The organism is Actinomadura sp. 9N215 (assembly GCF_044326345.1).
Classification (GTDB): Bacteria; Actinomycetota; Actinomycetes; order Streptosporangiales; family Streptosporangiaceae; genus Spirillospora.
In genome coordinates this window covers 46,626-70,341 of record NZ_JBIRBA010000019.1, presented here as the reverse complement: position 1 = coordinate 70,341, position 23,716 = coordinate 46,626, and the positions used below count along the sequence as shown (strand labels likewise).

Sequence of the window (23,716 nt, the reverse complement as noted above, 5' to 3'; positions counted from 1 at the left end):
ACGCCATGCGTCCCACCACCAATCCGGCCCGTCCGCTGAGCGGGCTCGCGGCGCTCCTCGGGATCGAACGCGGCGGCTGGGACGAGGTGTCGGCGACGGGCGTCACGCACGATTCGCGGGCGGTGCTGCCGGGCGACGTCTACGCGGCGCTGCCCGGCGCGCGGGCGCACGGCGCCCAGTTCTCGGCGCAGGCGGCGGAGGCGGGCGCGGCGGCGATCCTCACCGATCCCGACGGGTACGACCGGGCGGCGGCGACGGGCCTGCCGGTGCTGGTGGTGGCGGACGTCCGGGCCCGGCTCGGCGACGCCGCGTCCTGGGTGTACGGGGAGCCGGGACGCGACATCACGACGATCGGCGTCACCGGCACCAGCGGCAAGACCACCACGGTGTTCCTGCTGGACGCGGGCCTGCGCGCCGCCGGGATCGAGACCGGCCTGGTCGGCGGCGTCGAGATCCGGGTGGGCGGCGAACGGGTGCCGAGCGCGCTGACCACGCCGGAGGCGACGGACCTGCACGCGCTGCTGGCGATGATGCGCGAGCGCGGCGTCGGCGCCGCCGCGATGGAGGTGTCCAGCCACGCGCTGAAGCAGGGCCGGGTCGGCGGCATGATCTACGAGGTCGCGGTGTTCACGAACCTCTCCCAGGACCACCTGGACTACCACCCGACCATGCAGGACTACTTCCTCACCAAGGCCCGGCTGTTCACGCCCGAGTACTCGCGCGTCGGCGTCGTCAACCTGGACGACCACCACGGCCGCGAGCTGCTGGACATCGCGTCGGTGCCGGTGACGACGTTCTCGGCGTCCGGCGACCCGGCGGCCGACTGGCGGGCCGAGTACGTGCGCGTCGGCGCCGACGGCAGCGTGTTCCGCGTCGTCGGGCCCGGCGGGATCGAGGCCGACGGCGAGGTCCGGCTCGCGGGCCCGTTCAACGTCGCGAACGCGCTCGCCGCGATCGTGGCGCTGGTCGAGGCGGGCGTCCCGCTGCAGGCGGCGGTGCGCGGGGTCGCGTCCCTGCCCGGCGTCCCCGGACGCCTGGAGCGGGTGGACGAGGGCCAGGAGTTCGTCACCCTCGTCGACTACTCCCACAAGCCGGGCGCGGTCGAGGCCGTCCTGACCGCGCTGCGTCCCGTCACCGAGGGCGACCTCACGGTGGTGATCGGCTGCGGCGGCGACCGCGACCGCGGCAAGCGCCCGCTGATGGGGGAGGCCGCCGCCCGGCTGGCCGACACCGCGTACTTCACCGACGACAACCCGAGGTCGGAAGATCCGCTTGCGATCCTCGCCGCTATGGTCGAGGGCGGGCTCAAGGTGCCGCAGGCCGAGCGGGCGCACATCGTGGTGGAGCCCGACCGCGCCGCCGCGATCGCGCTGGCCGTGGGCCGGGCCCGCCGCGGCGACGTCCTCGTCGTCGCGGGCAAGGGCCACGAGCAGGGGCAGAACGTGGCGGGGGTGGTGCACCCGTTCGACGACCGCGAGGTCGTCCGGGAGGCGCTCCGGCGCCATACGACAGGGACAAGAGGGGACGGGACGCAGGCGTGATCCCACTTCCGCTGTCGACGATCGCGGAGATCACGGGAGGGACCCTCCACGGGCCCCCGGACGTCATGGTGAGCGGTCCCGTGGTGATGGACTCCCGCGCCGTGGAGCCGGGGGCGCTGTTCGCGGCGCTGAAGGGCGAGCGCGCGGACGGGCACGACTTCGCGTCCGGGGCGCTGGCCGCCGGGGCCGCGGCGGTGCTGGCGCAGCGTCCGGTGGACGGGCCGTGCGTCGTCGCCGCCGACGTCCAGGAGGCGCTCGGACGGCTCGCCCGCGGCGTGCTGGAGCGGCTGCCGGACGTGACCGTCATCGCGGTCACCGGGTCGGCGGGCAAGACGTCCACGAAGGACCTCATCGGGCAGGTCGCGGGCCGTGCAGGCCCGACCGTGTTCCCGCCCGGGTCGTTCAACAACGAGCTCGGGCTGCCGCTCACCGTGCTGCGCGCCGACGCGACGACGCGGCATCTCGTCCTGGAGATGGGCGCGCGCGGGATCGGCCACATCGACTATCTGACCGGTATCGCCCGTCCCGACGTCGGGGTGGTGCTGAACGTCGGCACCGCGCATGTCGGGGAGTTCGGCAGCCGGGAGAACATCGCCCGCGCCAAGGGCGAGATCGTGGAGGCGGTGCCGCCGGGCGGGACCGCCGTCCTCAACGCCGACGACCCGCTGGTCGCCGCGATGGCGTCCCGGACCCGGGGCGAGGTCGTGACGTTCGGCCGGTCGCCGGGCGCCGCCGTCCGCGCCGTGGACGAGACGCTCGACGAGCAGGGCCGGGCCGGGTTCACCCTCGTCACGCCGGAGGGCTCGGCGCCGGTCGCGCTCCGGCTGGTCGGGGCGCACGCCGTCCCGAACGCGCTGGCCGCCGCGGCGGCGGTGCGGGCGGCCGGGATGGCGACCGGAGACATCGCCGAGGGACTGTCGGAGGCCGGTCCGGTGAGCCGGTGGCGGATGGAGGTCACCGAGCGGCCCGACGGCGTGACGATGGTCAACGACGCCTACAACGCCAACCCCGACTCGATGCGCGCCGCCCTCGACGTCCTCGCGCACATGGCCCGCGGCCGCCGCGCCTACGCCGTCCTGGGGGAAATGGCCGAACTCGGCGCATCGTCCGCCGCGGAACATGCCAAGATCGGGGAGCATGCCGCGCGGAGCGGGGTCGCCGGCCTCGTCGTCGTGGGAGCGAACGCGGCGGCGATCGCGGACGGGGCGGGCCGGGTGGGGTCATGGACGGGAGAGTGCGTGCAGGTGGATGACGTCGGCGCGGCGGTGGCCGCGCTCAGCGGGCGGCTCGCGCCGCGGGACGTCGTGCTGGTGAAGGCCTCCCGCGTCGCCGGGCTCGAACGGGTCGCCGCGGCGATCCTCGCGGAGGACGGCCGATGACCAACATCATCATCGCGGCCGGGGTCGCGCTGATCTTCGTGATGGTCGGCACGCCCGTGTGGATCCGGATCATGAACCGGCTCGGCTACGGCCAGATGATCCGCGACGACGGCCCGGAGGCGCACGCCGCCAAGCGCGGCACTCCCCAGATGGGCGGGACGGTCTTCATCGTCGGCTCGCTCGTCGGCTACGCCGCCGCGCACCTGTTCACCGGGAACGAGCCGACGATCTCCGGCATGCTGGTGCTGTTCCTGATGACCGGCCTCGGCGCCGTCGGGTTCGTGGACGACTACATCAAGGTGTTCAAGCAGCGCAGCCTCGGCCTGCGCAGCGGCGCCAAGATGATCGGGATCGTGCTGACCGGCGTCGTGTTCGCCGTCGCATCCCTCAACTTCCCGAACGGCTACGACATCACCCCCGCCGCCCCCCACCTGTCCTTCCTGCGCGACTTCGGCCCCTCGATCGGCCCGTACCTGTTCGTGGTGTGGGCGCTGCTGCTCATCGCGGCCATGTCCAACGGCGTCAACCTGACCGACGGCCTCGACGGCCTCGCGGCGGGCCCGGCCGGGATGGTGCTGGCCGCCTACGTCATCATCGGGAACTGGCAGCTCCGCAACAGCTGCACCGACTTCGCGCTCGCCCCGAACTGCTACAGCGTCCGCGACCCCCTCGACCTCGCGGTCGTCGCCGCGGCCGTGCTCGGCGGCGTGTTCGGCTTCCTGTGGTGGAACGCACCGCCCGCGAAGATCTTCATGGGCGACACCGGCTCGCTGGCGCTCGGCGGCGTCCTGGTCGGCCTCGCGATCCTCACCCGCACCCAGTTCCTGCTCGCCATCCTGTGCGGGCTGATCGTGACGATCACGCTGTCGGTGATCATCCAGGTGGGCGGGTTCAAGATGACCAAGAAGCGCGTGTTCAAGATGGCCCCGCTGCAGCACCACTTCGAGCTGTCCGGCTGGGCGGAGACGACGATCGTCGTGCGCTTCTGGCTGATGTCCGCGCTGTTCGTCGCGATCGGCATCGGGCTGTTCTACCTGGAATGGATGCCCAAGGAATGAGCGGAGCGAACCGGGGGGTGCGGGGGGTCGTCCCCCCGCAGGAAGCGGGAATGAAGGACCTTTCCTGGGACGGGCGGAGCGTCTGCGTCGCCGGGCTGGGTGTGTCGGGGCGCGCCGCCGCGCGTGTGCTCGCCGGGCACGGCGCCCGGGTGACCGTCGTGGACGCGCGCGACGGCGAGGAGCAGCGCGGGCACGCCGCCGAACTGGAGGCGCGCGGGGTCGCGGTCAGGCTCGGCGACGGCGAGGGGCTGCCCGCCGGCACCGACCTCGTGGTGACGTCGCCGGGCTGGCGTCCCGACGTGCCGCTGCTCGCCGCGGCCGCGGCGGCCGGCATCGAGATCATCGGCGAGGTCGAGCTGGCCTGGCGGCTCCGCCCGGCGGACGCCGCGCCCTGGCTGGCGATCACCGGGACCGACGGCAAGACCACCGTCGTCCGGATGCTGGCGTGCATGCTCACCGCCGCCGGTCACAAGGCCCTCGCCGTGGGAAACGTGGGGACGCCGATCGTGGAGGCGGTGGCCGAGCCGTACGACGTGCTGGCCGTCGAGCTGTCGAGCTACCAGCTGCACTGGTCGAACTCGCTCGCGCCCTACGCGGCGGCGGTGCTGAACGTCGCGCCCGACCATCTCGACTGGCACGGCTCCATGGACGCCTACGTCGCCGCCAAGGCCAAGATCTTCACGCCGGGGTGCGTCGCCGTCCACAACGCCGACGACGAGACGTCCACGGCACTCGCCGAACGCGCCGAGGGCGTGGAGCGCCGGGTGGGATTCACGCTCCGGGTGCCGCGCCCCGGCGAACTCGGCGTCGTCGAGGAGCTGCTGGTCGACCGCGCCTTCACGGAGCACGCGAGCCAGGCCGCCGAGCTGGCGGGGGTCGGCGACGTCCACCCGTTCGCGCCGCACAACGTCGCCAACGCGCTGGCCGCCGCCGGTCTCGCCCGCGCGTTCGGGGCGCCGCCCGAGGCCGTCCGGGACGGGCTGCGCGCGTTCGTGCCCGAGCCGCACCGCATCCAGCACGTCGCGGACGTCGCCGGCGTCGCCTACGTCAACGACTCCAAGGCGACCCAGCCGCACGCCGCCGCCGCGTCCCTCACCGCCTTCGAGCCCGTCGTGTGGATCGCGGGCGGCCTCCTCAAGGGCCTCGACGTCGACGACCTGGTCCGGTCGTGCGCCGGACGGCTCCGCGCCGCCGTGCTGATCGGCCGCGACCGGCACCGGATCGCCGAGGCACTCGCGCGACACGCCCCGGATGTCCCGGTCGTGGACGTCTCCGACACCGACACTGGGGCGATGGACCGCGTCGTCACCGAAGCCACCGCCCTCGCCCGCCCGGGCGACACCGTGCTGCTCGCCCCCGTCGGGGCGTCCTTCGACATGTTCGCCGACTACCCGGCCCGCGGCGACGCCTTCATCGCGGCCGTCGAGCGCCTGGCCCAGGACGTCCGGTAGCGATGACGGCCGCGGCCGAGGAGGAGGGCGGGCGGCGTTCGGGGCCGCGGGAGCAGGTGGTCGCCGCCGTCGGGCTGCTCGACCGTCCCCTCACGTCCTACTACCTGGTGCTGGGCTGCTCGGTGCTGCTGCTCGCGCTCGGGCTGACGATGGTGCTGTCGGCGTCCAGCGTGAAGCAGCTCCAGGCGACCGGGTCCGCGTACACGCTGTTCCAGAAGCAGGCCATGTGGATGGCGATCGGGCTGCCGGGCATGTGGCTGGCGTCCCGACTGCCGGTGAAGACGTTCCGCGCGCTGGCCTACCCGCTGCTGCTGCTGTCGGTCGTCGCGCTGGCGATGGTCCTGATCCCGGGCCTCGGACGCAGCGCGGGCGGCGCCACCCGTTGGGTCGACCTCGGGCCGGTGCAGATCCAGCCGTCCGAGCTCGCCAAGCTCGCGCTCGTCCTGTGGGGCGCCGACCTGCTGGCCCGCAAGGACCGGCTCGGCCAGCTCACCGAGTGGCGGCCGCTGCTCGTCCCGCTGATGCCGGGCGCGGGGCTGCTCGTCCTGCTGGTCATGCTGGGCAGCGACCTCGGCACCACGCTGGTGCTGCTCACGATCTTCCTGGCGCTGCTGTGGGTCGTCGGCGCCCCCGGACGGCTGTTCGTCGGCATCGCCGGGCTCGTGTGCCTGCTGGTGTCGATCCTCATCGTCGTCGAGCCGTACCGGATGCAGCGGCTCACCGGGTTCCTCGACCCGGCAGGCAACCAGCTCACGACGAACTACCAGGGCACGCAGGGGCTGTTCGCGGTCGCGTCCGGCGGACTGTTCGGCACGGGCCTCGGGGAGGGACGCGCCAAGTGGGACTACCTGCCGCACGCCGAGACCGACTTCATCTTCGCGATCGTGGGGGAGGAGTTCGGGCTCGTCGGCACGCTCGTCGTCCTGGGGCTGTTCGGGCTGCTCGCCTACGCCGGCCTGCGGATCGCGCGCCGGGTGAACGACCCGTTCACGCGGCTGGCGGCCGCCGGCGCGACGGCGTGGCTGGTCGTGCAGGCCATCGTGAACATCGGCGCCGTCATCGGCGTCCTGCCCATCACGGGGATCCCGCTGCCGCTGGTGTCCTACGGCGGTTCGGCGCTCATCCCGAGCCTGTTCGCGCTCGGGATGCTGCTCGCGTTCGCGAAACGCGAGCCCGGCGCGCGGCAGGCACTCTCCGCACGGGGCCCCGGACCGGTCGTGAGGGCTCTAAGCTGGCTGGGTCTGGCACGGCGTTGAATTCCCCCTTCCGAACATGCTGAGGAGTTGTCAACGAGCATGAGGGTTGTCCTGGCCGGCGGCGGCACCGCCGGACACATCGAGCCCGCCCTGGCTCTCGCGGACGCGCTGCGCCGGGGCGACCCGAACGTCGGGATCGTCTGCCTCGGGACGGAGCGGGGTCTGGAGACCCGGCTCGTCCCGCAGCGCGGCTACGAGCTCGCCCTGATCCCCCCGGTGCCGCTGCCCCGCACGCTGACCCCGCGGCTGCTGACGGTGCCCGGACGGCTGCGCGGCGCGATCAACGCGGCGGCGGCCGTCCTCGACCAGGCGCAGGCCGACATCCTGGTCGGGTTCGGCGGCTACGTCGCGACCCCCGGCTATCTGGCCGCGCGCAAGCGCAAGGTCCCGATCATCGTCCACGAGGCCAACCCGAAGCCCGGTCTCGCGAACAAGCTCGGCGCACGCTTCACCGAGCACGTCGCGGTCTCGCACGCCGACTCGCCGCTGCCGAACCCCACGTTCGTGGGCATCCCGCTGCGCCGCGAGATCGCCACCCTCGACCGGCTCGCGACGGGCGACAAGGCCCGCTCGTACTTCGGTCTCCTCCCCGACATGCCCACCCTGCTGATCTTCGGCGGGTCGCAGGGCGCCAGATCCCTGAACCAGGCCGCGGTCGCCGCCGCGCCGTACTTCCGGCAGGCGGGCATCCAGGTGCTGCACATCGTCGGGCCGAAGAACACCGAGGAGCCCGAGCCGTCGTCCGGCGGGCCGCAGTACGTCACGATCCCGTACTGCGACCGGATGGACCTCGCCTACGCCGCCGCCGACATGGCCATGTGCCGCGCCGGCGCGATGACGTGCGCGGAACTGGCCGCGGTCGCGCTGCCCGCGGTGTACGTGCCGCTCCCGATCGGCAACGGCGAGCAGCGGCTGAACGCCGAGCCGATCGTCGCGGCGGGCGGCGGGCTGCTCGTCGACAACGCCGAGCTGTCGCCCGACTGGATCGCGCGGCACCTGCTGCCGGTGCTGGCTGATCCGGCCCGCGTGGCGGCGATGTCGGAGGCCGCCGGGAAGATGGGACGCCGGGACGCCGACGTCGCGCTCGCGAAGATGGTGTACGACGTGGTCCGCTCGGCGGGCTCCGCCCGATGAGCCTGATCGATCCTCGCGACGTCGTGCCCGCCGGCGACCTCGGCCGGGTCCACTTCATCGCGATCGGGGGAGCGGGGATGTCCGGCGTCGCCCGCATCATGCTGCGCCGCGGCCTCACCGTGTCCGGCAGCGACGCGCGCGACTCCGATCTGCTCACCCAACTCGGCGACCTCGGCGCGAAGGTCTTCGTCGGGCACGACGCCGCGCACGTCGGCGACGCCGACACGGTGGTGGTCTCCACCGCCATCCGCGAGACGAACCCGGAGCTGGTCGCGGCGCGCGAGCGGGGCCTGCGCGTCCTGCACCGCTCGGAGGCGCTGGCCGCGCTGATGGTCGGACGCCGCGCGGTGGCGGTGGCGGGCACCCACGGCAAGACGACGACGACGTCGATGCTCACCGTCGCCTTGCAGCACGCGGGCGACGACCCGTCGTACTGCATCGGCGGGCAGCTCGTCACCACCGGGCTCGGCGCCGACGAGGGCGCCGGCGACGTGTTCGTCGCGGAGGCCGACGAGAGCGACGGCTCGTTCCTGCGCTACACCCCGCACATCGCGGTGGTCACCAACGTGGAGGCCGACCACCTCGACAACTACGGCGCGTTCGAGAAGGTCAAGGAGAACTTCGCGGCGTTCGCCGGACGCGTCGTCCCGGACGGCGCGCTGGTCGCCGGCGCCGACGACCCGGTCGCCCGCGAGCTGGCCGAGGCCGCCCGCGAGCGCGGCCTGAGCGTCGTCACCTACGGCGAGGCGGACGACGCCGACCTGCGCATCACCGGCTTCACCCCGCGCGGCCTGGGCTCCAGCTTCGAGATCGAGGGCCTGGGCGAGATGCGCCTTGAGGTGCCCGGACGGCACTACGCGCACAACGCGACCGCCGCCGTCGCGGTCGCGCGGCTCCTCGGCCACGGCTTCGACGCGGTGCGCGCGGGCCTCGCGTCGTTCACCGGGTCGATGCGGCGGCTGGAGCGCAAGGGCGAGGCGGGCGGCGTCGAGGTGTTCGACAGCTACGCCCACCACCCGACGGAGCTGACCGCCGACCTGGAGGCCACCCGCGATTACCTCGGCCAGAAGGGCCAGGACGGGCGGATCGTCGCGGTGTTCCAGCCGCACCTGTACAGCCGCACCCGGTTCTTCGCCGCCGAGTTCGGCGCGGCGCTCGGCCTCGCCGACGTCGCCGTCGTCCTCGACGTGTACGGCGCCCGCGAAGACCCGGAGCCCGGCGTGACGGGCGCGCTGGTCGCCGACGCCGTCCCCGCCGCGACCCGGACGGTGTACGCGCCCGTCCGGGACGAGGTGCCCGGCCTCGCGGCGTCCCTCGCCCGGCCCGGCGACGTCGTCATCACCCTGGGCGCCGGGGACGTGACGCAGCTCGGCCCGCTCGTCCTGGAGCGCCTCGCCCGCACCTGAGACGGCCCGCACGTGAGGCGGTCGCAAGTGAGGTGACGGCTCGCGGGTGACACGCCGCCGTGCGCGCGGTCGGCGGCACACGGGGGGAACGCTGCCAAGCTGTGGCCATGACCGAGACGCGGACGAGCCGGCCCGCGACGGCGGACGCCGATCCGGCGCCGGGAGAACGCCGCCGCCCGAACCGGTGGAAGGTGGTCTTCGTCACCCTGCTGGTGCTGGGCGCGCTCGGCGCGGTGACGTGGGTGCTGCTCGGCTCGCGGCTGCTGGTCGTGCGGCACGTGGAGGTGACGGGGACCGCGCTGGCGCCCCGCGACCGGATCGTCGCCGCCGCCGGGATCGACCTCGGCACTCCGATGGCGCGGCTCGGGACCGGCGCGATCGGGGAGCGGGTCGAGCGGCTCAGGGAGGTCGAGTCCGCCGACGTCGAGCGGCACTGGCCGGGCACGGTCCGCATCGTGGTCCGCGAGCGGACGCCCGTGGCCGTCTTCGAACGTGACGGAAGTTATCACCGGATCGACCGGCACGGCGTCGTCGTGGCGGACGACGCGTCCCGGCCGTCCGGGCTCCCGACGCTGACGGTCGCCTCGCCCGGGCCGTCCGACAGGTCGACCCTCGCGGCGCTCGACGTCCTGTCCGGCCTGCCGGACAGGGTGCGGGGGAGGCTGAGCGAGGTCGCCGCGACGGGGCCCGCGGCGGTCACGCTGCACATGAGGGGAGGCCAGACGGTGCTGTGGGGCGCCGCCGAGCGGGCGGAGGAGAAGGTCCGGCTGCTGGACGCGCTGTGGCGCACGCCGGCGGGACGCGCCGTCCGCACCGCCGACATCAGCTCGCCCGAGATTCTCAAGACGCAGTGACCCGGGATCCCGAAGGCGATGTGAGCGGTCGTTCGGGTCCGGTGCGTGTGTCGCGGCGATTCCGGCCGTCCGATGGGGCACGCTGGAACGGTCGTCCCGGATGGACCGGGTCGGCGCGCACCGACCGATGGGACGTCCGATGGGCTTGAACAGAGGCAGATGTCCTTCGTCAACCTGGACAAACGCGTGCCCAGTGCGACACGCCGGGAGGTTAGTTGACCCTGGCGGTAAGGCCGCCCTACTGTCCGTATCAGTCCTCAGGTTGACATAAGTGTAAGCCTCAAGTTGAGGGTGAGAGTTCGGGGTGGACGCCGGTCACGACCGGATACGCTCCCGGGTTCGCCCCAGAAATGCACACAGGTCAGGAAATACCGCGGCGGCACGGTCGGCAGACCGGTCAGGGCGGTCGGAGAGAGCGGAAAGGCCCCTCGTCGTGGCAGCACCGCAGAATTACCTCGCGGTCATCAAGGTCGTCGGCATCGGCGGCGGCGGCGTCAACGCCGTCAACCGGATGATCGAAGAGGGACTCAAGGGCGTCGAGTTCATCGCGATCAACACGGACGCCCAGGCGCTGCTGATGAGTGACGCCGACGTGAAACTCGACGTGGGCCGCGAGCTCACCCGGGGCCTCGGCGCCGGCGCCAACCCCGACGTCGGCCGCAAGGCCGCCGAAGACCACCGCGAGGAGATCGAAGAGGTCCTCAAGGGCGCCGACATGGTGTTCGTCACCGCCGGAGAGGGCGGCGGCACCGGCACCGGCGGCGCGCCCGTCGTCGCCAACATCGCGCGCTCGCTCGGCGCCCTCACGATCGGCGTGGTCACCCGCCCGTTCAGCTTCGAGGGCAAGCGCCGCGCCATGCAGGCCGAGGCCGGCATCGAGACGCTGCGCGACGAGGTCGACACCCTCATCGTCATCCCCAACGACCGGCTGCTGTCGATCTCCGACCGGCAGGTCAGCGTGCTGGACGCGTTCAAGGCCGCCGACCAGGTGCTCCTCTCCGGTGTTCAGGGCATCACCGACCTGATCACCACGCCGGGCCTCATCAACCTCGACTTCGCCGACGTCAAGTCCGTCATGTCCGGCGCCGGCTCGGCGCTGATGGGCATCGGCTCCGCGCGCGGCGACGACCGCTCGGTCGCCGCCGCCGAGATGGCGATCTCCAGCCCGCTGCTCGAGGCCAGCATCGACGGCGCGCACGGCGTGCTGCTGTCCATCTCCGGCGGCTCCGACCTCGGCCTGTTCGAGATCAACGAGGCGGCGCAGCTGGTGTCCAACGCCGCCGCGACCGACGCCAACATCATCTTCGGCGCGGTCATCGACGACGCCCTCGGCGACGAGGTCCGCGTCACGGTGATCGCGGCCGGGTTCGACGAGGGACGGCCCGCCAAGACGTCCCCCGAGCCGGAGACCAAGCGCCTGCCGCCGCCGCCCCGGCCCGCGCCGACCCCCGTGTCCACGCCCGCGACGCCGACCGCGCCGCAGGCCAACCCGATTCCGAGCCGGGTCGGCCGGTCGGACGCCGCGCACCAGCCGCCGCCGCGCCCCCAGCAGTCGGTCGCGCAGGCCGCCGCCGCGCCGCAGCCCGCCGCCCCGGCGCCGCCGCAGCGGTCCGAGCACGACCACCCGCCGCCCGCGCCCGCACCGCAGCAGTCCCAGGACGACCGGCCCGCCGCGCGCGACGAGCCCGCGCGGCCCGAGCACACGCCGTCCCCGCAGCCGGGCCCGCCCGACCGCGACTCCGGCGCCGACTCCGGCGGCTCGCGGACGCCCGCGCCGCGCGCGCCGTCCGAGCAGACCCCCTCGCGCGTGCACGCCGGCGAGAATGACGGCGGCCCCGCCTCCTCAGGGCAGCGCCGCCGTCCCGTGGTGTTCGACGAGGACGACGACCTCGACGTCCCCGACTTCCTGAAGTGATCACCGCCGTCGCCCTGGGCGACGGCGTCGGCGCCGCCTTCACCGGCCGCGCCGGCGGCGTGAGCACCGCCCCCCACGACTCCCTGAACCTGGGCGGCGCGGTCGGCGACGACCCCGCCGCCGTCCTCGCCAACCGGCGCCGCGCCGCCGCCGCGCTCGGCGTCGACCCCGCCCGCACCGTCTGGATGCGGCAGGTGCACGGCGCCGACGTCGCGTTCGTCACGTCCCCCGACCTCCCGGGCCCGGTCGACGCGATCGTCACGACCGTCCCCGGCCTCGCGCTCGGCGTCCTCGTCGCCGACTGCGCGCCCGTCCTGCTCGCCGACCCCGTCGCCGGGATCGTCGGCGCCGCCCACTCCGGCCGTCCAGGGACGGCCGCCGGGGTCGTCCCGGCCCTGCTCAAGTCGATGTGCGAGCGCGGCGCCGACCCGGCCCGGATGACCGCCGCGATCGGCCCCGCCGCGTGCGGCCGCTGCTACGAGGTCCCCGCCGAGATGCGGGACGAGGTCGCCGCCGCCGTCCCCGCCGCGCACGCGACGACGTCCAGGGGCACCCCCGGCCTCGACATCCGCGCGGGCATCGCCGACCAACTCGCCGCGGGCGGGGTCACGGCCGTCCACGCCGACCCGCGCTGCACCATCGAGGACCCAGACCTCTTCTCCTACCGTCGCGACGGCCGCACCGGCCGCTTCGCCGGCTACGTCTGGCTCAAGGAAGACGCGTGACCCACGAGCAGCACCCGGCGTCCGAGCGGCGCGCCGAGATCGCCGAGGGCGTCGCCGCCGTCCGCGCCCGCATCGCCGCCGCCTGCGCCGCCGCCGGACGGGACGAGCGCGAGCTCACGCTGATCGCCGTCACCAAGACGTTCCCCGCGTCCGACGTGCGGCTGCTCGCCGGGCTCGGCCTGACCGACGTCGGCGAGAACCGCGACCAGGAGGCCCGCCCGAAGGCCGCCGAGTGCGCTGACCTCCCGCTCACCTGGCACTTCGTCGGACGCCTCCAGACCAACAAGGCCCGCGCCGTCGCCGGCTACGCCGATGTCGTCCACTCCGTGGATCGCTCCAGGCTGGTCACCGCGCTGTCGGACGCCGCCGTCCGCGCCGAGCGCACGCTGCGCTGCCTCGTCCAGGTCTCCCTCGACGAGGCGGCGTCACCGCAGGAGCAAGGTCGCGGCGGCGCGTCCCCCGGCGACGTGCCGCGCATCGCCGACGAGATCGCGGCGGCCGGCGGGCTGGAACTCGGCGGCGTCATGGCCGTCGCGCCGCTCGGCCAGGATCCGCTGCCCGCTTTCACCCGCCTCGCCGGAATTGCCGCGGAACTGCGGGGGAACCATCCGGACGCCCGGATCGTCTCTGCGGGTATGAGCGTCGATCTGGAACAGGCGATCGCGTGCGGCGCGACACACCTGCGGGTCGGTACGGCGTTGCTCGGCGGCCGACGGGCAATCGTCAGGTAATGTCCCCCCAGTGGTACCTGCCGCAACGCGGGCGGCCACGAAAGATCAGTCCCACGACGGCGCCGGACGCGCCCGGAGCCGCGGCCACAGGACACGGAGGGGCATATGGCCAGCGCGATGCGCAAGATGGCGGTCTACCTCGGCCTTGTGGAGGACGATCGCTACGACGACAAGTACGGCGACTACGACGAGTACGACGCCTACGACGAGGACACCGACACCGGGCAGGCCCGTCGTCGCGCGGACGAATCCGGCGAACAGCTTACCCGAGCGGAAGACACCGCGGACCGGGAACGCGACCATCACGCCACGTCCACCATCGAGCGACGCTCCGTGGCGCTCTACGAGTCCGGTACCACCGACCTTGCGCGGATCACTACGCTGCATCCAAGGACCTACAACGAGGCGAGGACCATCGGGGAGCACTTCCGGGAGGGCACGCCGGTGATCATGAATCTGACCGAGATGGTCGACAGCGACGCCAAGCGTCTGGTCGACTTCGCGGCAGGTCTCGTGTTCGGGCTCCATGGGAGCATCGAGCGTGTTACTAACAAGGTGTTCCTGCTGTCGCCGGCCAACGTGGAGGTGACGGCCGAGGACAAGGCCCGGATGGCAGAACGAGGGTTCTTCAACCAGAGCTGAGAGTCACATGCGTGAGAGTCGGATGCGAGAGTACCCGTGAGCGTCGTCGGAACCGTGCTGCAGGTCATCCTGTACTTCTTCCTCCTGTTCCTGATCGGGAGGTTGATCCTGGAGGTCCTGCAGTCGTTCGCCCGGCAGTGGAAGCCGACCGGGGTCGTTCTGGTGATCGCCGAGGCGACGTACACCGTCACCGATCCGCCACTGAAATTCCTGAGGCGCTTCATCCCGCCCATACGACTCGGTAACGTGGCGCTGGACCTCAGCTTCACCGTGCTCATCCTTGTGGTCTGGGTCTTGATCATCTTCGTGCAGAGGATCTGATCGGATACCGTCCTTTGGGACAGACTCCAAGCGCGCCAAGGAGACGAACATGCCGCTGACACCCGCCGACGTGCGGAACAAGCAGTTCAGTACCACCAGGCTGAGGCCGGGGTACGACGAGGAGGAGGTGGACGCCTTCCTCGACGAGGTCGAGGCCGAGCTGGACCGCCTCATCCAGGAGAACGAGGAGCTGCGGGCCAAGCTCGCGGAGTGCCTGCGCGGCAAGGTCCCCGCCATGGCCGCCCCCATCGTGGAGCCGAAGCCGGACGTCCAGAAGATCCCCGAGCCTCCCCGCCCCGAGCCGCAGCCGCAGCCCGAGCCGGAGCCCGCGCTCGGCGGCCTCGGCATGTCCGCCGCCCCGACCGGCGAGGACAACATGGACACCGCGGCGCGCGTGCTCGCGCTCGCGCAGCAGACCGCCGACCAGGCGATCGCCGACGCCCGCCGGGAGGCCGACGAGACGCTCGGCCGCGCCCGCCGCGAGGCCGAGGAGATCCTCGGCAAGGCCCGGCGGCAGGCCGACCAGATCGTCAGCGAGGCCCGGTCGCGCGCCGAAGCCCTCGACCGCGACGCGCAGGAGCGGCACCGCCAGGTCATGGGCTCGCTCGTGCAGCAGCGCGAGGAGCTCGAACGCGAGGTCGACAACCTGCGCGCCTTCGAGCGCGAGTACCGCAGCCGCCTGAAGGTCTACCTGGAGGGCCAGCTGCGCGACCTGGAGGCCGGCAGCACCGAGACGGGCGCGTTCGCCGCCGTCCCGGGCGCGGCGCCGGCGCAGTCGCAGCCGAGCGCCCCCCAGACCGGCCCGCAGGCCACGCTGCCGCACAACGAGAACCGCAACGGCACGGCCGGCTCGGCACAGGCGGGCCCGTTCCCGACGCCGGCCGAGCACGCCCAGCAGGTGCAGCACTCGGCGACCGGCGCGTTCCACTCGGGCGGCGGCGACAACCCGCCGCACGACAGGCGCTGACGCCGGCGTCGGGCGATAGTGTCTTCCCGATCGCCGCGCCGAGGATGGCACCGCCGCCATCCCGGCGGCGCGGTAGTCCGGCCGGGGGTCGGCCGGCGGGAAGTCGAGTGGTCTGAACGAGTGGGAGAGACCCTGTGATCATCCTGAGTGGCGTCCTCGTGGTGGTGGCGATCGCCCTGCTGGTAGCGGGGATCGTCGCCGGCAACGGAGACAGCGCCGAGGTCTTCAACCTTGAGGCACTGACGGTGATCTACATCTCGATCGCCGTCAGCATCGTCTCCGCACTGTGCCTGGCCGTCGGGGTCTTCCTGCGTCGTAAGGAGCTCTTCGGTCAGGGTGCCGCGACGGCGCCCGCCCGCCAGAGCAGGAAGACGAAGAAGGACAAGAAGGGCAAGCGCGCGACCACCGCGCCGCCCGTTCCCCCGATGCCCGCCAAGGGGACCGCTCCCGAGGCGAAGGCCCCGGTCACGGGCCCGACCGACGAGGTGGCGATACCCGCCCCGCCGGTGGACGTCCCCGGCGACGCGCTGGTCTTCGTCGTCCGCGGACGCAAGCGCTACCACCTCGACACGTGCCGCCAGCTCGCCGGACGCGACACGGAGGAGCTCACCTACGCCGAGGCCAAGGAGGAGGGGTTCAGCCCCTGTACCGCCTGCATGCCCGACACCGCATTGGCGGCGCGCGCCGCGGCGTCGGGTCCAGCGTCCACGGGCGCGAGCAAGGCGGCGGGGGCCGCGACCGCTTCTCCGAAGCCCGGCGCGGAGCGCTCCGAGAGCGGCCTGGCCGGTCTCGCCAAGTCCGCACCGGCGGCACCGGCCAAACCGGCGTCGTCCGCGTCGCATTCCGCGTCCACTCCGCATTCCGCGCCGACCTCGTTCGACAAGACCGCCGAGATCCCGCGGACGGACAAGCCCGCCGTCCCCGAGCCGCCGGTCCCGGCGCCGGGCCCCGTCGGCCCGACCCTCACCGACCTGCCCGTCGCGGGCCCCTTCACGCCGGAACCGGCCTCCAGGCCCGCGGAGAAGGGCGAGCCGAAGCCGGAGAAGCCGGAGGACGCGTCCGCCGGCGACCGGGCCGCTGAGAGCGCTTCCGCGGCGCCGGACACCGTCACCGATCTCGGTCCCGCGCCGGACGGCGCGGCGCCGAAGCCGCGCGGCGCCGAAGCCGAGGACCCCCTCGCCGACCGGGTCGAGGACGCCCGTCCGGAGCCGTCCGCCGTGCCGCGGGACGCCGCCGCGTCAGGGGACGAGCCCGACGACGAAGGCCCGCAGGTCCGCATCCTGAGCGGCACCAAGCGGTACCACCGCGTCGACTGCGCCCTCATCGAGGACATCGGCGACGAGGCCGACGACCTGGAGTCGCTGTCCCGCGCCGAGGCGAAGTCCCGGGGCTGCACGCCCTGCCTCGTCTGCCAGCCCGACCGCGAGCACGCCCGGGACTGAGCACCCCCGGCCCGGCCTCGCGCTCAGCGGTCGCGGTGCCGTTCGTCGCGCAGCTCCCGCAGGTGCTCCCGGCGCTCGTCCCGGTGCTCAAGCCCCTTCCGCCTTCGCTCGCGGAGCTCCTCCTGGACCTCCTCGCGCCGGGCGTGGTGCCGCATCGCGTCCAGGTGCCGGGCGCCGTGCCCGCCCTTGTCGTCGACCGCCTTCCGCGTGACCGACAGGCCGCCGAAGAGCAGCGTCCCCGTCAGCCGGATCACGGGCGCGTCCGGGTCCGTCGTGTCGTCCTCCGGCAGGTCGTTCCCGCCGAAGATCGCCGTGTTGGACGCGACGACCCGCACCCCCGGCGGCACCACGATGGTCACGCCGCCGAACACGCACGTGACGTTGACGGTCACCTCGCCGCGGCTGAGGACCGCCTGCCGGAAGTCGAGGTCCGCGCCGCCGCACACGCAGGTGACGTTCGTCGTCGCCTCGACCAGCCAGCGGCCCTTCCGCTCCACCCCGCTGAAGATCGCCACGAGGTTGGGCGACTGCGCCGGAGGCGGCGGCAGCATCTGCTCCTCCCGGCGCGGCTCCAGCCCCGGCCGCGGCGCCCGCTCCGGCGGCAGGTCGCTGAGGACCGGCTCCAGCTCGGCGTACGTCTTCGCGTTGTACACCACGTCGATGCGCTCGGCGTGCTCCTCCGGCGTGATGCGTCCCTCCGCCAGGGCCTCGCGCAGCCGGTCGGCGACCTCGTCGCGATCGGCGTCCGACGCCCGCATGCGCGCGGCCCGCGACTCCGCGGGCCCCCCGGACTCGGACGGCTTTTCGGGAAGATTCACCCTTTAATCATTGCAGTGCCGGTCCAGGGGGACGACCCCCTGGACCGGACCACGTCGGCGGCGCGGGGACCTACGGGCGGGCCTTGCGGAGGTAGTAGGTGAGGCCCAGGTCCTCGTCGCGGGTGGCCTTGAGGTCCCGGGGCCGCCCTTCGGTGATCGTGGCGGCCAGGACCTCGGTGGCGACCTCGCCGGTGTGGGCGCGCAGGGCCTCGGCGAGATCGGTGCCGGTGGCCTCCCACCACAGGTCGATGCGGTCGGTGACCTCCAGGCCCGCGGTCTTGCGGGCGTCCTGGACGAGCCGGACGGCCTCGCGGACGAGGCCCGCGCGGCGCAGCTCGGGCGTGACGGTGAGGTCCAGGGCGACGGTCTCCCCGGCGGCGCTCTCCACCGCCCAGCCGCTCCGCGGACGCTCGGTGACGATCACGTCGTCCGGGGAGAGCGGGACGGCGCCGAGGCCGGCGGCCTCGACCTCGGCGGCGCCGCTGCGGAGCGCGTGGACGAGCGCGGACGCGTCCGCGGACGTGATCGCCTTGGCGACCTTCGGGGTGTCCTTGGCGTACCGCTTGCCCAGCTCGCGGAAGTTGGGCTTCACCTCGTACTCGACCAGGTCGCCGCCGATGGACGACAGCTCCTCGAACCCGAGGACGTTCAGCTCCTCGGAGATCTGCGCGCGGAGCTGCTCGGGCAGCGCCGACCAGCCGGCGGCGCCGACGAGGGCGCGGCCGAGGGGCTGGCGGGTCCGGACGCCGCTGGCGGCGCGGGCGGAGCGGCCCAGCTCGACCAGGCGGCGGACGAGCGCCATCCGCGCGGTCAGGACGTCGTCCAGCAGGGACTCGTCGACCGACGGCCAGTCGGCGAGGTGCACCGACTCGGGGCCGTCGTCGGGGCGGATGACGTCCCACACTTGGTCGGTGACGAACGGAACCAGCGGCGCCATCAGGCGGGTGAGGGTCTCCAGGCACTCGTAGAGGGTGGCGAAGGCGGACGAGCCGTCCGGGGTCTCCGGGCCCTCCCAGAAGCGGCGGCGGGACCGGCGCACGTACCAGTTGGACAGGTCGTCGACGAACTGCGCGAGGACGCGGCCCGCGCGGGCGGTGTCGTACTCCTCCAGCGCGGCGTCGACCTCGCGGACGGTGCGGTGCAGCTCGGCGAGCGCCCAGCGGTCCAGGAGGGGGCGGTCGGCCGGTGCGGGTGCCTCGGCGCGGCGGTCGGGCGTCCAGGCGCGGCCCTGCTCCTTGGCCGCGTTCGAGTACAGGACGAAGAACGACGCGGTGTGCCAGTACGTGAGCAGCACCTTGCGGACGATCTCCTCCAGCGCGCCGTGCCCGACGCGGCGGGACGCCCAGGGCAGCCCGCCGGCGGCCATGAACCAGCGGACCGCGTCGGCGCCGTGCTCGTCCATCAGCGGGATGGGCCGCAGGACGTTGCCGAGGTGCTTGCTCATCTTGCGGCCGTCCTCGGCGAGGATCAGCCCGAGGCACACGACGTTCTCGTAGGACGACTTGTCGAACACGAGCGTCCCGATGGCCATGAGGGAGTAGAACCAGCCGCGGGTCTGGTCCTGGGCCTCGCAGATGTACTGCGCGGGGTAGGAGTCCTCGAAGACGTCGTTGTTGCGGTGGGGTGCGCCCCACTGCGCGAACGGCATCGAGCCGGAGTCGTACCAGGCGTCGATGACGTCGGGGACGCGCCGCGCCTCAGCCCCGCACCTGTCCGATTCCGCGTCTCCGACACGGGCTGGACAAGGGAACGTGACGTCGTCGACGTAGGGACGGTGTGGGTCGAGGCCGGACATGTCCTGGCCCGCGAGGTCGCCCAGTTCCTTGAGGGAGCCGACGCAGGTGACGTGCTCCTCGTCCTCACCGCAGACCCAGAGGGGGAGGGGTGTGCCCCAGTAGCGGCTGCGGGACAGCGACCAGTCGACGTTGTTGCGCAACCATTCCCCGTACCGGCCGTGCTTGACCGTCTCTGGGAACCAGTTGGTGTTCTCGTTCTCCTCCAGCAGCCGGTCCTTGATCTGCGTGGTGCGGATGTACCAGGCGGGGAGCGCGTAGTAGAGCAGCGGCGTGTGGCAGCGCCAGCAGTGCGGGTAGCTGTGGTCGAAGTGTCCGCCGCGGAACAGCAGCCCGCGCGCGCGCAGGTCGTCGGTGAGCGGCTCGTCGGCGTCCTTGAAGAACTTGTTGCCGACCAGCGGAACCTCGCGGAGGAAGCGTCCGTCCGGGCCGATGGGGTTGACGATCGGCATGCCGTAGCGCTTGCAGACGGTCATGTCGTCGCCGCCGAACGCGGGCGCCTGGTGGACGAGCCCGGTGCCGTCCTCGACGGTGACGTAGTCGCCCAGGACGACGTAGTGCGCGTCCGGGATCTCGACCAGCTCGAACGGCCGCTGGTACGTGGTGCGTTCGAGTTCGGTGCCCTGGTACGTGGCGAGCCGCTCGGCGGCCTCACCGAGGACCTGGTCGAGGAGGGGCTCGGCCACGACGAGCACCTCGTCGGAGCCCGCGGGACGGGCGGCGACGTAGGTGACGTCGGGGTGGACGGCCACGGCCGTGTTGGACACGAGCGTCCACGGCGTCGTCGTCCAGATGAGCAGCGCGGCGCCCAGGTCGGCGAGCGGGCCGGACGTGACCGGCATCCGCACGTACACCGACGGGCTGGTGACCTCCTCGTACCCGCCGGGCTGCCCCAGCTCGTGGTCGGACAGGCCCGTCCCGCAGCGCGGGCAGTACGGAGTGATGCGGAAGTCGCGGAACAGCAGGCCCTTGTCGAAGACCTGCTTCAAGGACCACCAGACCGCTTCGACGTACTCGGGGTCCATCGTCCGGTACGCCTGGTCGATGTTGACCCAGTAGCCCATGCGCTCGGTCATTTCCTCGAACGCGTCCACATGGCGCAGGACGGATTCACGGCAGCGGTCGTTGAACTCCGCGACGCCGTACTCCTCGATGTCCTTCTTGCCGGTGAGGCCGAGTTCCTTCTCCACGGCCACCTCGACAGGAAGGCCGTGGCAGTCCCAGCCCGCCTTCCGCGGGACGTGGTAGCCCTTCATGGTCTTGAAGCGCGGGAAGACGTCCTTGAAAACGCGCGCCTCGACGTGGTGGACGCCCGGCATCCCGTTGGCCGTCGGCGGGCCCTCGTAGAACACCCAGCGCGGACCGGACGCGGTGCGCTCCAGCGACCGCTCGAAAACCTTGCTCTCCTGCCAGCGGCGCAGCATGTCCCGCTCAAGGGCGGGCAGATCGACCTGCGCGGGCAGCGGCCGAAAACTTCGGCTCACGATGGCGGACCTCCGGAACGACGTGTACGACGTTGACCGGAGGGACGAGGCGGACGCCCCGCGGTACCACCCTCCTTGACCGCGCCACGCGGGCACGGTCCGCTTCGTTCGAGTCTCGGCCACCGGTTCTACTTGGCCCGCGGACGGACGTCCCGGACGGTTCTTCCGGCGGCTCCGGGGTGATCAGACCGCCGGGCTCGCCCCCGGGCTCGCACCGTCCCCGGGTCGCTCATGGCTGCGTGCGGCGGCAGGTGTCCCCATCGGTGCCTGCCGATACGACTTGCTCGTTCCGACCTTAACGCACGCGGGGCCGCGAGCTCTTCCCGATTTCGTCCCGTCCGGGCCGGGAGGCGGCCCGTGCCGTTCCTTTGCGATCTCGTGCGTCCCGTTGGGGTTTCCGGGCGATCGGCGACCGGGCATAAGCGGTCGGTAACGCGGCCCAGGCTGTTTGCCGGGCCCGAGAAAGGGGACTTATGCTGCCCGCACTGCCCGTCGAGGCGATCAGCGCGAGGGGGGCCGACATGGCCGGCGCGAAGAGGGGCACCCAGCCCGTTCAGGAGCCGCCCGCTGGAAAGACGACACGGGGGACGAGGCCGCCGGCGGCTAAGAAGCCCGCCGCCAGGAGCCCGGCCGCCAAGCCCGCCGGGCGCGGCCCGGCGAAGGCGGCCAAGAAGGCGGCCAAGGCGAAGCCGGGCGGGCGGGCCCAGGGGACGGCGGCGGCGGAACTGCCGGTCCGCGAGGGGGAGCACCAGTGGACGGCCGCCGAGCTCGCCGAGGTCAGGGCCGGGCTGCAGGAGCAGATCGAGGCGCTGCGGACCGAGATCGCGGCGTCCGCGAGCCAGATCGCCGAGGGCGACTCCAGCGACGGCGCGGGCGACGACCAGGCCGACGCGGGCGCCAAGACCTACGAGCGCGAGCACGAGCTGGCGCTGTCCTACAATTCACAGGACCTGCTCGCCCAGATCGAGCGGGCCGTCCAGCGGATGGACACCGGCACGTACGGGATCTGCGAGTCGTGCACCAGGCCGATCGGCAAGGCGCGCCTCCAGGTCTTCCCGCGTGCGACCCTGTGTGTGACATGCAAACAACGCGAGGAACGTCGCTGAGCGACTCAACGAACCCAGAGGGCGGGGCCGAGGAATCCACGGGATCTCCTCGGCCGCGCCGCGTCGGCGTGCTGATCGCCGTGGCGCTGGCCGCGCTGGCCGCCGACATCGTGTCCAAGACCGTCGTGGTGGCGACCCTGCAGGACGAGGAGCCGATCCGGCTGCTCGGCGGCCTGCTGACCCTGCGCGAGACCCGCAACAGCGGCGCCGCGTTCTCGATCGGCACCGGCTACACGATCGTCTTCACCCTGATCGCCTGCGGCGTGGTGGTGGCGATCCTGCGCACCGCCCGCAACCTGCGGAGCGTGCCCTGGGCGATCTGCCTGGGGCTGCTGCTCGGCGGCGCGATCGGGAACCTCATCGACCGGCTGCTGCGGGAGCCGGCGCCGCTCAAAGGCCATGTCGTCGACTGGATCCAGGTGCCGAACTTCCCGGTGTTCAACCTGGCCGACTCGGCGATCGTCTGCGGCGGCGTGCTGGCCGTCCTGCTGGCGGCGCGCGGCCTCCAGGTCGACGGGACGCGCCTCACCGGCAAGGCCGACCCCGCGCCTGCCCCCGCCTCCGGGCCGAAGCCCAGGCCCGAGCCCAAAGCCGAGGCCGCGCGCGAAGCCGAGGCCGCGCGCGAAGCCGAGGCCGCGCGCGAAGCCGAGGCTGCGCCAAAAACCGAGGCCGCGCGCGAACCGGAGCCCGAGATCGAACCGGAGTCCGAGGCCGAGACCGAGGCCGGTGGGGCTCGGGCCTCGGAGGAGAAGTCGTGATGGGCGAGGTGCGGAGCCTCCCCGTCCCGGACGGGCTTGAGGGCGAGCGGGTCGACGCCGCGCTGTCGCGGCTGTTCGGGCTGTCGCGGAGCAGCGCCGCCGACGTCATCGCCGCTGGCGACGTCCTGCTGGACGGCGCCGCCGTGGCGACCAAGTCGGAGCGGCTGCACGCCGGCGCCTGGCTTGAGGTGACGCTTCCGCCGCCGCCCGCGCCGCCCGCGCCGGTCGCCGAGCCCGTCCCCGGCATGGGCGTCCTGTACGAGGACGACGACATCGTCGTGGTGAACAAGCCGATCGGCGTCGCGGCCCACCCCACGACCGGCTGGACGGGCCCGACCGTCCTCGGCGGGCTGCTCGGGGCCGGGCACACGATCGCGACCAGCGGCGCGTCCGAGCGGCAGGGCATCGTGCACCGCCTCGACGCAAACACCACCGGCGCGATGGTCGTGGCCAAGAGCGAGGTCGCGTATTCGCGTCTGAAGCGCGCGTTCAAGGAACGCCGCGTCGACAAGCGCTACCAGGCGCTCGTGCAGGGACACCCCGACCCGTTCCGGGGGACGGTCGACGCGCCCATCGACCGGCATCCGTCCGGCGACGGCCGGTTCGCGGTCGTGGCGGGCGGCAGGCCGTCGGTGACGCACTACGACACCGTCGAGGCGTTCCGGGCGGCGACGCTGCTCGACATCGACCTGGAGACGGGCCGGACCCACCAGATCCGGGTGCACATGTCGGCGATCCGCCATCCGTGCGTCGGCGACCTGCTGTACGGGGCCGATCCGACCCTGTCGGCGCGGCTCGGCCTGAGGCGGCAGTGGCTGCACGCCGCCCGGCTCGGCTTCGAGCACCCGGCCAGCGGGGAGCACGTGGAGTTCGAGAGCCCGTACCCGGACGACCTGGCCCACGCGCTGGAGATCGTCCAGGAAGAGTCGTAGCGG

The 23,716-nt window shown here is 73.1% G+C and carries 20 protein-coding genes; 18 read left to right on the top strand and 2 right to left on the bottom strand.

Translation table 11 applies throughout. The annotated features are described in order from the left end of the window. Positions 1–5 precede the first annotated feature (5 nt). From ACH34T_RS28245 to ACH34T_RS28175, 15 genes are all read left to right on the top strand, one after another. The gene (locus ACH34T_RS28245) at positions 6–1,541 is read left to right on the top strand and encodes a UDP-N-acetylmuramoyl-L-alanyl-D-glutamate--2,6-diaminopimelate ligase (RefSeq protein ID WP_396023957.1); all 1,536 of its coding nucleotides are present in this window, start codon (positions 6–8) and stop codon (positions 1,539–1,541) included. Beyond that, on the top strand, positions 1,538–2,920 hold the full coding sequence (gene murF / locus ACH34T_RS28240) for a UDP-N-acetylmuramoyl-tripeptide--D-alanyl-D-alanine ligase (protein ID WP_396023956.1): 1,383 nt from the start codon (positions 1,538–1,540) through the stop codon (positions 2,918–2,920). The genes ACH34T_RS28245 and murF overlap by 4 nt, the downstream gene beginning before the upstream one ends. Further along, entirely contained in the window at positions 2,917–3,978 is a 1,062-nt protein-coding gene (mraY, locus tag ACH34T_RS28235) for a phospho-N-acetylmuramoyl-pentapeptide-transferase (RefSeq protein ID WP_396023955.1), read from the top strand. Before murF ends, mraY begins: the two co-directional genes overlap by 4 nt. A gap of 50 nt (positions 3,979–4,028) precedes the next feature. Further along, positions 4,029–5,429, top strand: a complete 1,401-nt coding sequence (murD, locus tag ACH34T_RS28230; protein ID WP_396023954.1) for a UDP-N-acetylmuramoyl-L-alanine--D-glutamate ligase — start codon at positions 4,029–4,031, stop codon at positions 5,427–5,429. Between the two features lie 2 nt (positions 5,430–5,431). Beyond that, the gene (gene ftsW, locus ACH34T_RS28225; RefSeq protein WP_396023953.1) at positions 5,432–6,685 is read left to right on the top strand and encodes a putative lipid II flippase FtsW; all 1,254 of its coding nucleotides are present in this window, start codon (positions 5,432–5,434) and stop codon (positions 6,683–6,685) included. 39 nt (positions 6,686–6,724) lie between these two features. Next, a complete protein-coding gene (gene murG, locus ACH34T_RS28220; RefSeq protein ID WP_396023952.1) occupies positions 6,725–7,819 on the top strand; it encodes an undecaprenyldiphospho-muramoylpentapeptide beta-N-acetylglucosaminyltransferase in 1,095 nt (364 codons plus the stop codon). After that, positions 7,816–9,225: a UDP-N-acetylmuramate--L-alanine ligase gene (gene murC, locus ACH34T_RS28215; protein WP_396023951.1), complete on the top strand. Its 1,410-nt coding sequence runs from the start codon at positions 7,816–7,818 to the stop codon at positions 9,223–9,225. The genes murG and murC overlap by 4 nt, the downstream gene beginning before the upstream one ends. A gap of 107 nt (positions 9,226–9,332) precedes the next feature. Then, positions 9,333–10,079: a cell division protein FtsQ/DivIB gene (locus ACH34T_RS28210; RefSeq protein WP_396023950.1), complete on the top strand. Its 747-nt coding sequence runs from the start codon at positions 9,333–9,335 to the stop codon at positions 10,077–10,079. Positions 10,080–10,512: 433 nt separating this feature from the next. After that, complete coding sequence (gene ftsZ, locus ACH34T_RS28205; protein WP_396023949.1) at positions 10,513–11,994, top strand: cell division protein FtsZ; 1,482 nt, start codon at positions 10,513–10,515, stop codon at positions 11,992–11,994. Further along, the gene (gene pgeF, locus ACH34T_RS28200; protein ID WP_396023948.1) at positions 11,991–12,719 is read left to right on the top strand and encodes a peptidoglycan editing factor PgeF; all 729 of its coding nucleotides are present in this window, start codon (positions 11,991–11,993) and stop codon (positions 12,717–12,719) included. Before ftsZ ends, pgeF begins: the two co-directional genes overlap by 4 nt. Further along, positions 12,716–13,450 carry a YggS family pyridoxal phosphate-dependent enzyme gene (locus tag ACH34T_RS28195; RefSeq protein WP_396023947.1) on the top strand — a complete coding sequence of 245 codons (735 nt, stop codon included), beginning with the start codon at positions 12,716–12,718 and terminating at the stop codon, positions 13,448–13,450. The genes pgeF and ACH34T_RS28195 overlap by 4 nt, the downstream gene beginning before the upstream one ends. A gap of 105 nt (positions 13,451–13,555) precedes the next feature. Continuing rightward, on the top strand, positions 13,556–14,092 hold the full coding sequence (locus ACH34T_RS28190; protein ID WP_396023946.1) for a cell division protein SepF: 537 nt from the start codon (positions 13,556–13,558) through the stop codon (positions 14,090–14,092). Positions 14,093–14,128: 36 nt separating this feature from the next. Next, positions 14,129–14,413 (top strand): YggT family protein, encoded by a 285-nt coding sequence (locus ACH34T_RS28185; protein ID WP_396023945.1) that lies wholly within the window; start codon positions 14,129–14,131, stop codon positions 14,411–14,413. Between the two features lie 49 nt (positions 14,414–14,462). Next, positions 14,463–15,380 carry a DivIVA domain-containing protein gene (locus ACH34T_RS28180; RefSeq protein ID WP_396023944.1) on the top strand — a complete coding sequence of 306 codons (918 nt, stop codon included), beginning with the start codon at positions 14,463–14,465 and terminating at the stop codon, positions 15,378–15,380. A 134-nt stretch (positions 15,381–15,514) separates the two neighbouring features. Next, positions 15,515–16,822 (top strand): hypothetical protein, encoded by a 1,308-nt coding sequence (locus ACH34T_RS28175; RefSeq protein ID WP_396023943.1) that lies wholly within the window; start codon positions 15,515–15,517, stop codon positions 16,820–16,822. 23 nt (positions 16,823–16,845) lie between these two features. Here ACH34T_RS28175 and ACH34T_RS28170 read toward each other — a convergent pair whose 3' ends face one another. Together ACH34T_RS28170 and ileS are read right to left on the bottom strand one after the other, a co-directional pair. After that, complete coding sequence (locus tag ACH34T_RS28170; protein ID WP_396023942.1) at positions 16,846–17,640, bottom strand: DUF1707 domain-containing protein; 795 nt, start codon at positions 17,638–17,640, stop codon at positions 16,846–16,848. Between the two features lie 70 nt (positions 17,641–17,710). After that, the gene (gene ileS, locus ACH34T_RS28165; RefSeq protein WP_396023941.1) at positions 17,711–20,917 is read right to left on the bottom strand and encodes an isoleucine--tRNA ligase; all 3,207 of its coding nucleotides are present in this window, start codon (positions 20,915–20,917) and stop codon (positions 17,711–17,713) included. Between the two features lie 725 nt (positions 20,918–21,642). Between ileS and ACH34T_RS28160 the strand changes: the two genes are divergently transcribed. The 3 genes from ACH34T_RS28160 (at position 21,643) to ACH34T_RS28150 (ending at position 23,713) form a co-directional block, all read left to right on the top strand. Then, positions 21,643–22,023 carry a TraR/DksA family transcriptional regulator gene (locus ACH34T_RS28160; RefSeq protein ID WP_230421292.1) on the top strand — a complete coding sequence of 127 codons (381 nt, stop codon included), beginning with the start codon at positions 21,643–21,645 and terminating at the stop codon, positions 22,021–22,023. Between the two features lie 68 nt (positions 22,024–22,091). Then, positions 22,092–22,781, top strand: coding sequence for a signal peptidase II (gene lspA, locus ACH34T_RS28155; protein ID WP_396023940.1), 690 nt, complete (start codon positions 22,092–22,094; stop codon positions 22,779–22,781). Then, positions 22,781–23,713, top strand: a complete 933-nt coding sequence (locus tag ACH34T_RS28150) for an RluA family pseudouridine synthase (RefSeq protein WP_396023939.1) — start codon at positions 22,781–22,783, stop codon at positions 23,711–23,713. Before lspA ends, ACH34T_RS28150 begins: the two co-directional genes overlap by 1 nt. Positions 23,714–23,716: the final 3 nt, after the last annotated feature.

What these genes read in the sequence shown, in the direction of transcription:
- ACH34T_RS28245 (WP_396023957.1), top strand. Translation starts at nt 6, where the DNA reads ATGCGTCCCACCACCAATCCGGCCCGTCCGCTGAGCGGGCTCGCGGCG.
- mraY (WP_396023955.1), top strand. Translation starts at nt 2,917, where the DNA reads ATGACCAACATCATCATCGCGGCCGGGGTCGCGCTGATCTTCGTGATG.
- murD (WP_396023954.1), top strand. Translation starts at nt 4,029, where the DNA reads ATGAAGGACCTTTCCTGGGACGGGCGGAGCGTCTGCGTCGCCGGGCTG.
- ftsW (WP_396023953.1), top strand. Translation starts at nt 5,432, where the DNA reads ATGACGGCCGCGGCCGAGGAGGAGGGCGGGCGGCGTTCGGGGCCGCGG.
- murG (WP_396023952.1), top strand. Translation starts at nt 6,725, where the DNA reads ATGAGGGTTGTCCTGGCCGGCGGCGGCACCGCCGGACACATCGAGCCC.
- murC (WP_396023951.1), top strand. Translation starts at nt 7,816, where the DNA reads ATGAGCCTGATCGATCCTCGCGACGTCGTGCCCGCCGGCGACCTCGGC.
- ACH34T_RS28210 (WP_396023950.1), top strand. Translation starts at nt 9,333, where the DNA reads ATGACCGAGACGCGGACGAGCCGGCCCGCGACGGCGGACGCCGATCCG.
- ACH34T_RS28190 (WP_396023946.1), top strand. Translation starts at nt 13,556, where the DNA reads ATGGCCAGCGCGATGCGCAAGATGGCGGTCTACCTCGGCCTTGTGGAG.
- ACH34T_RS28180 (WP_396023944.1), top strand. Translation starts at nt 14,463, where the DNA reads ATGCCGCTGACACCCGCCGACGTGCGGAACAAGCAGTTCAGTACCACC.
- ACH34T_RS28150 (WP_396023939.1), top strand. Translation starts at nt 22,781, where the DNA reads ATGGGCGAGGTGCGGAGCCTCCCCGTCCCGGACGGGCTTGAGGGCGAG.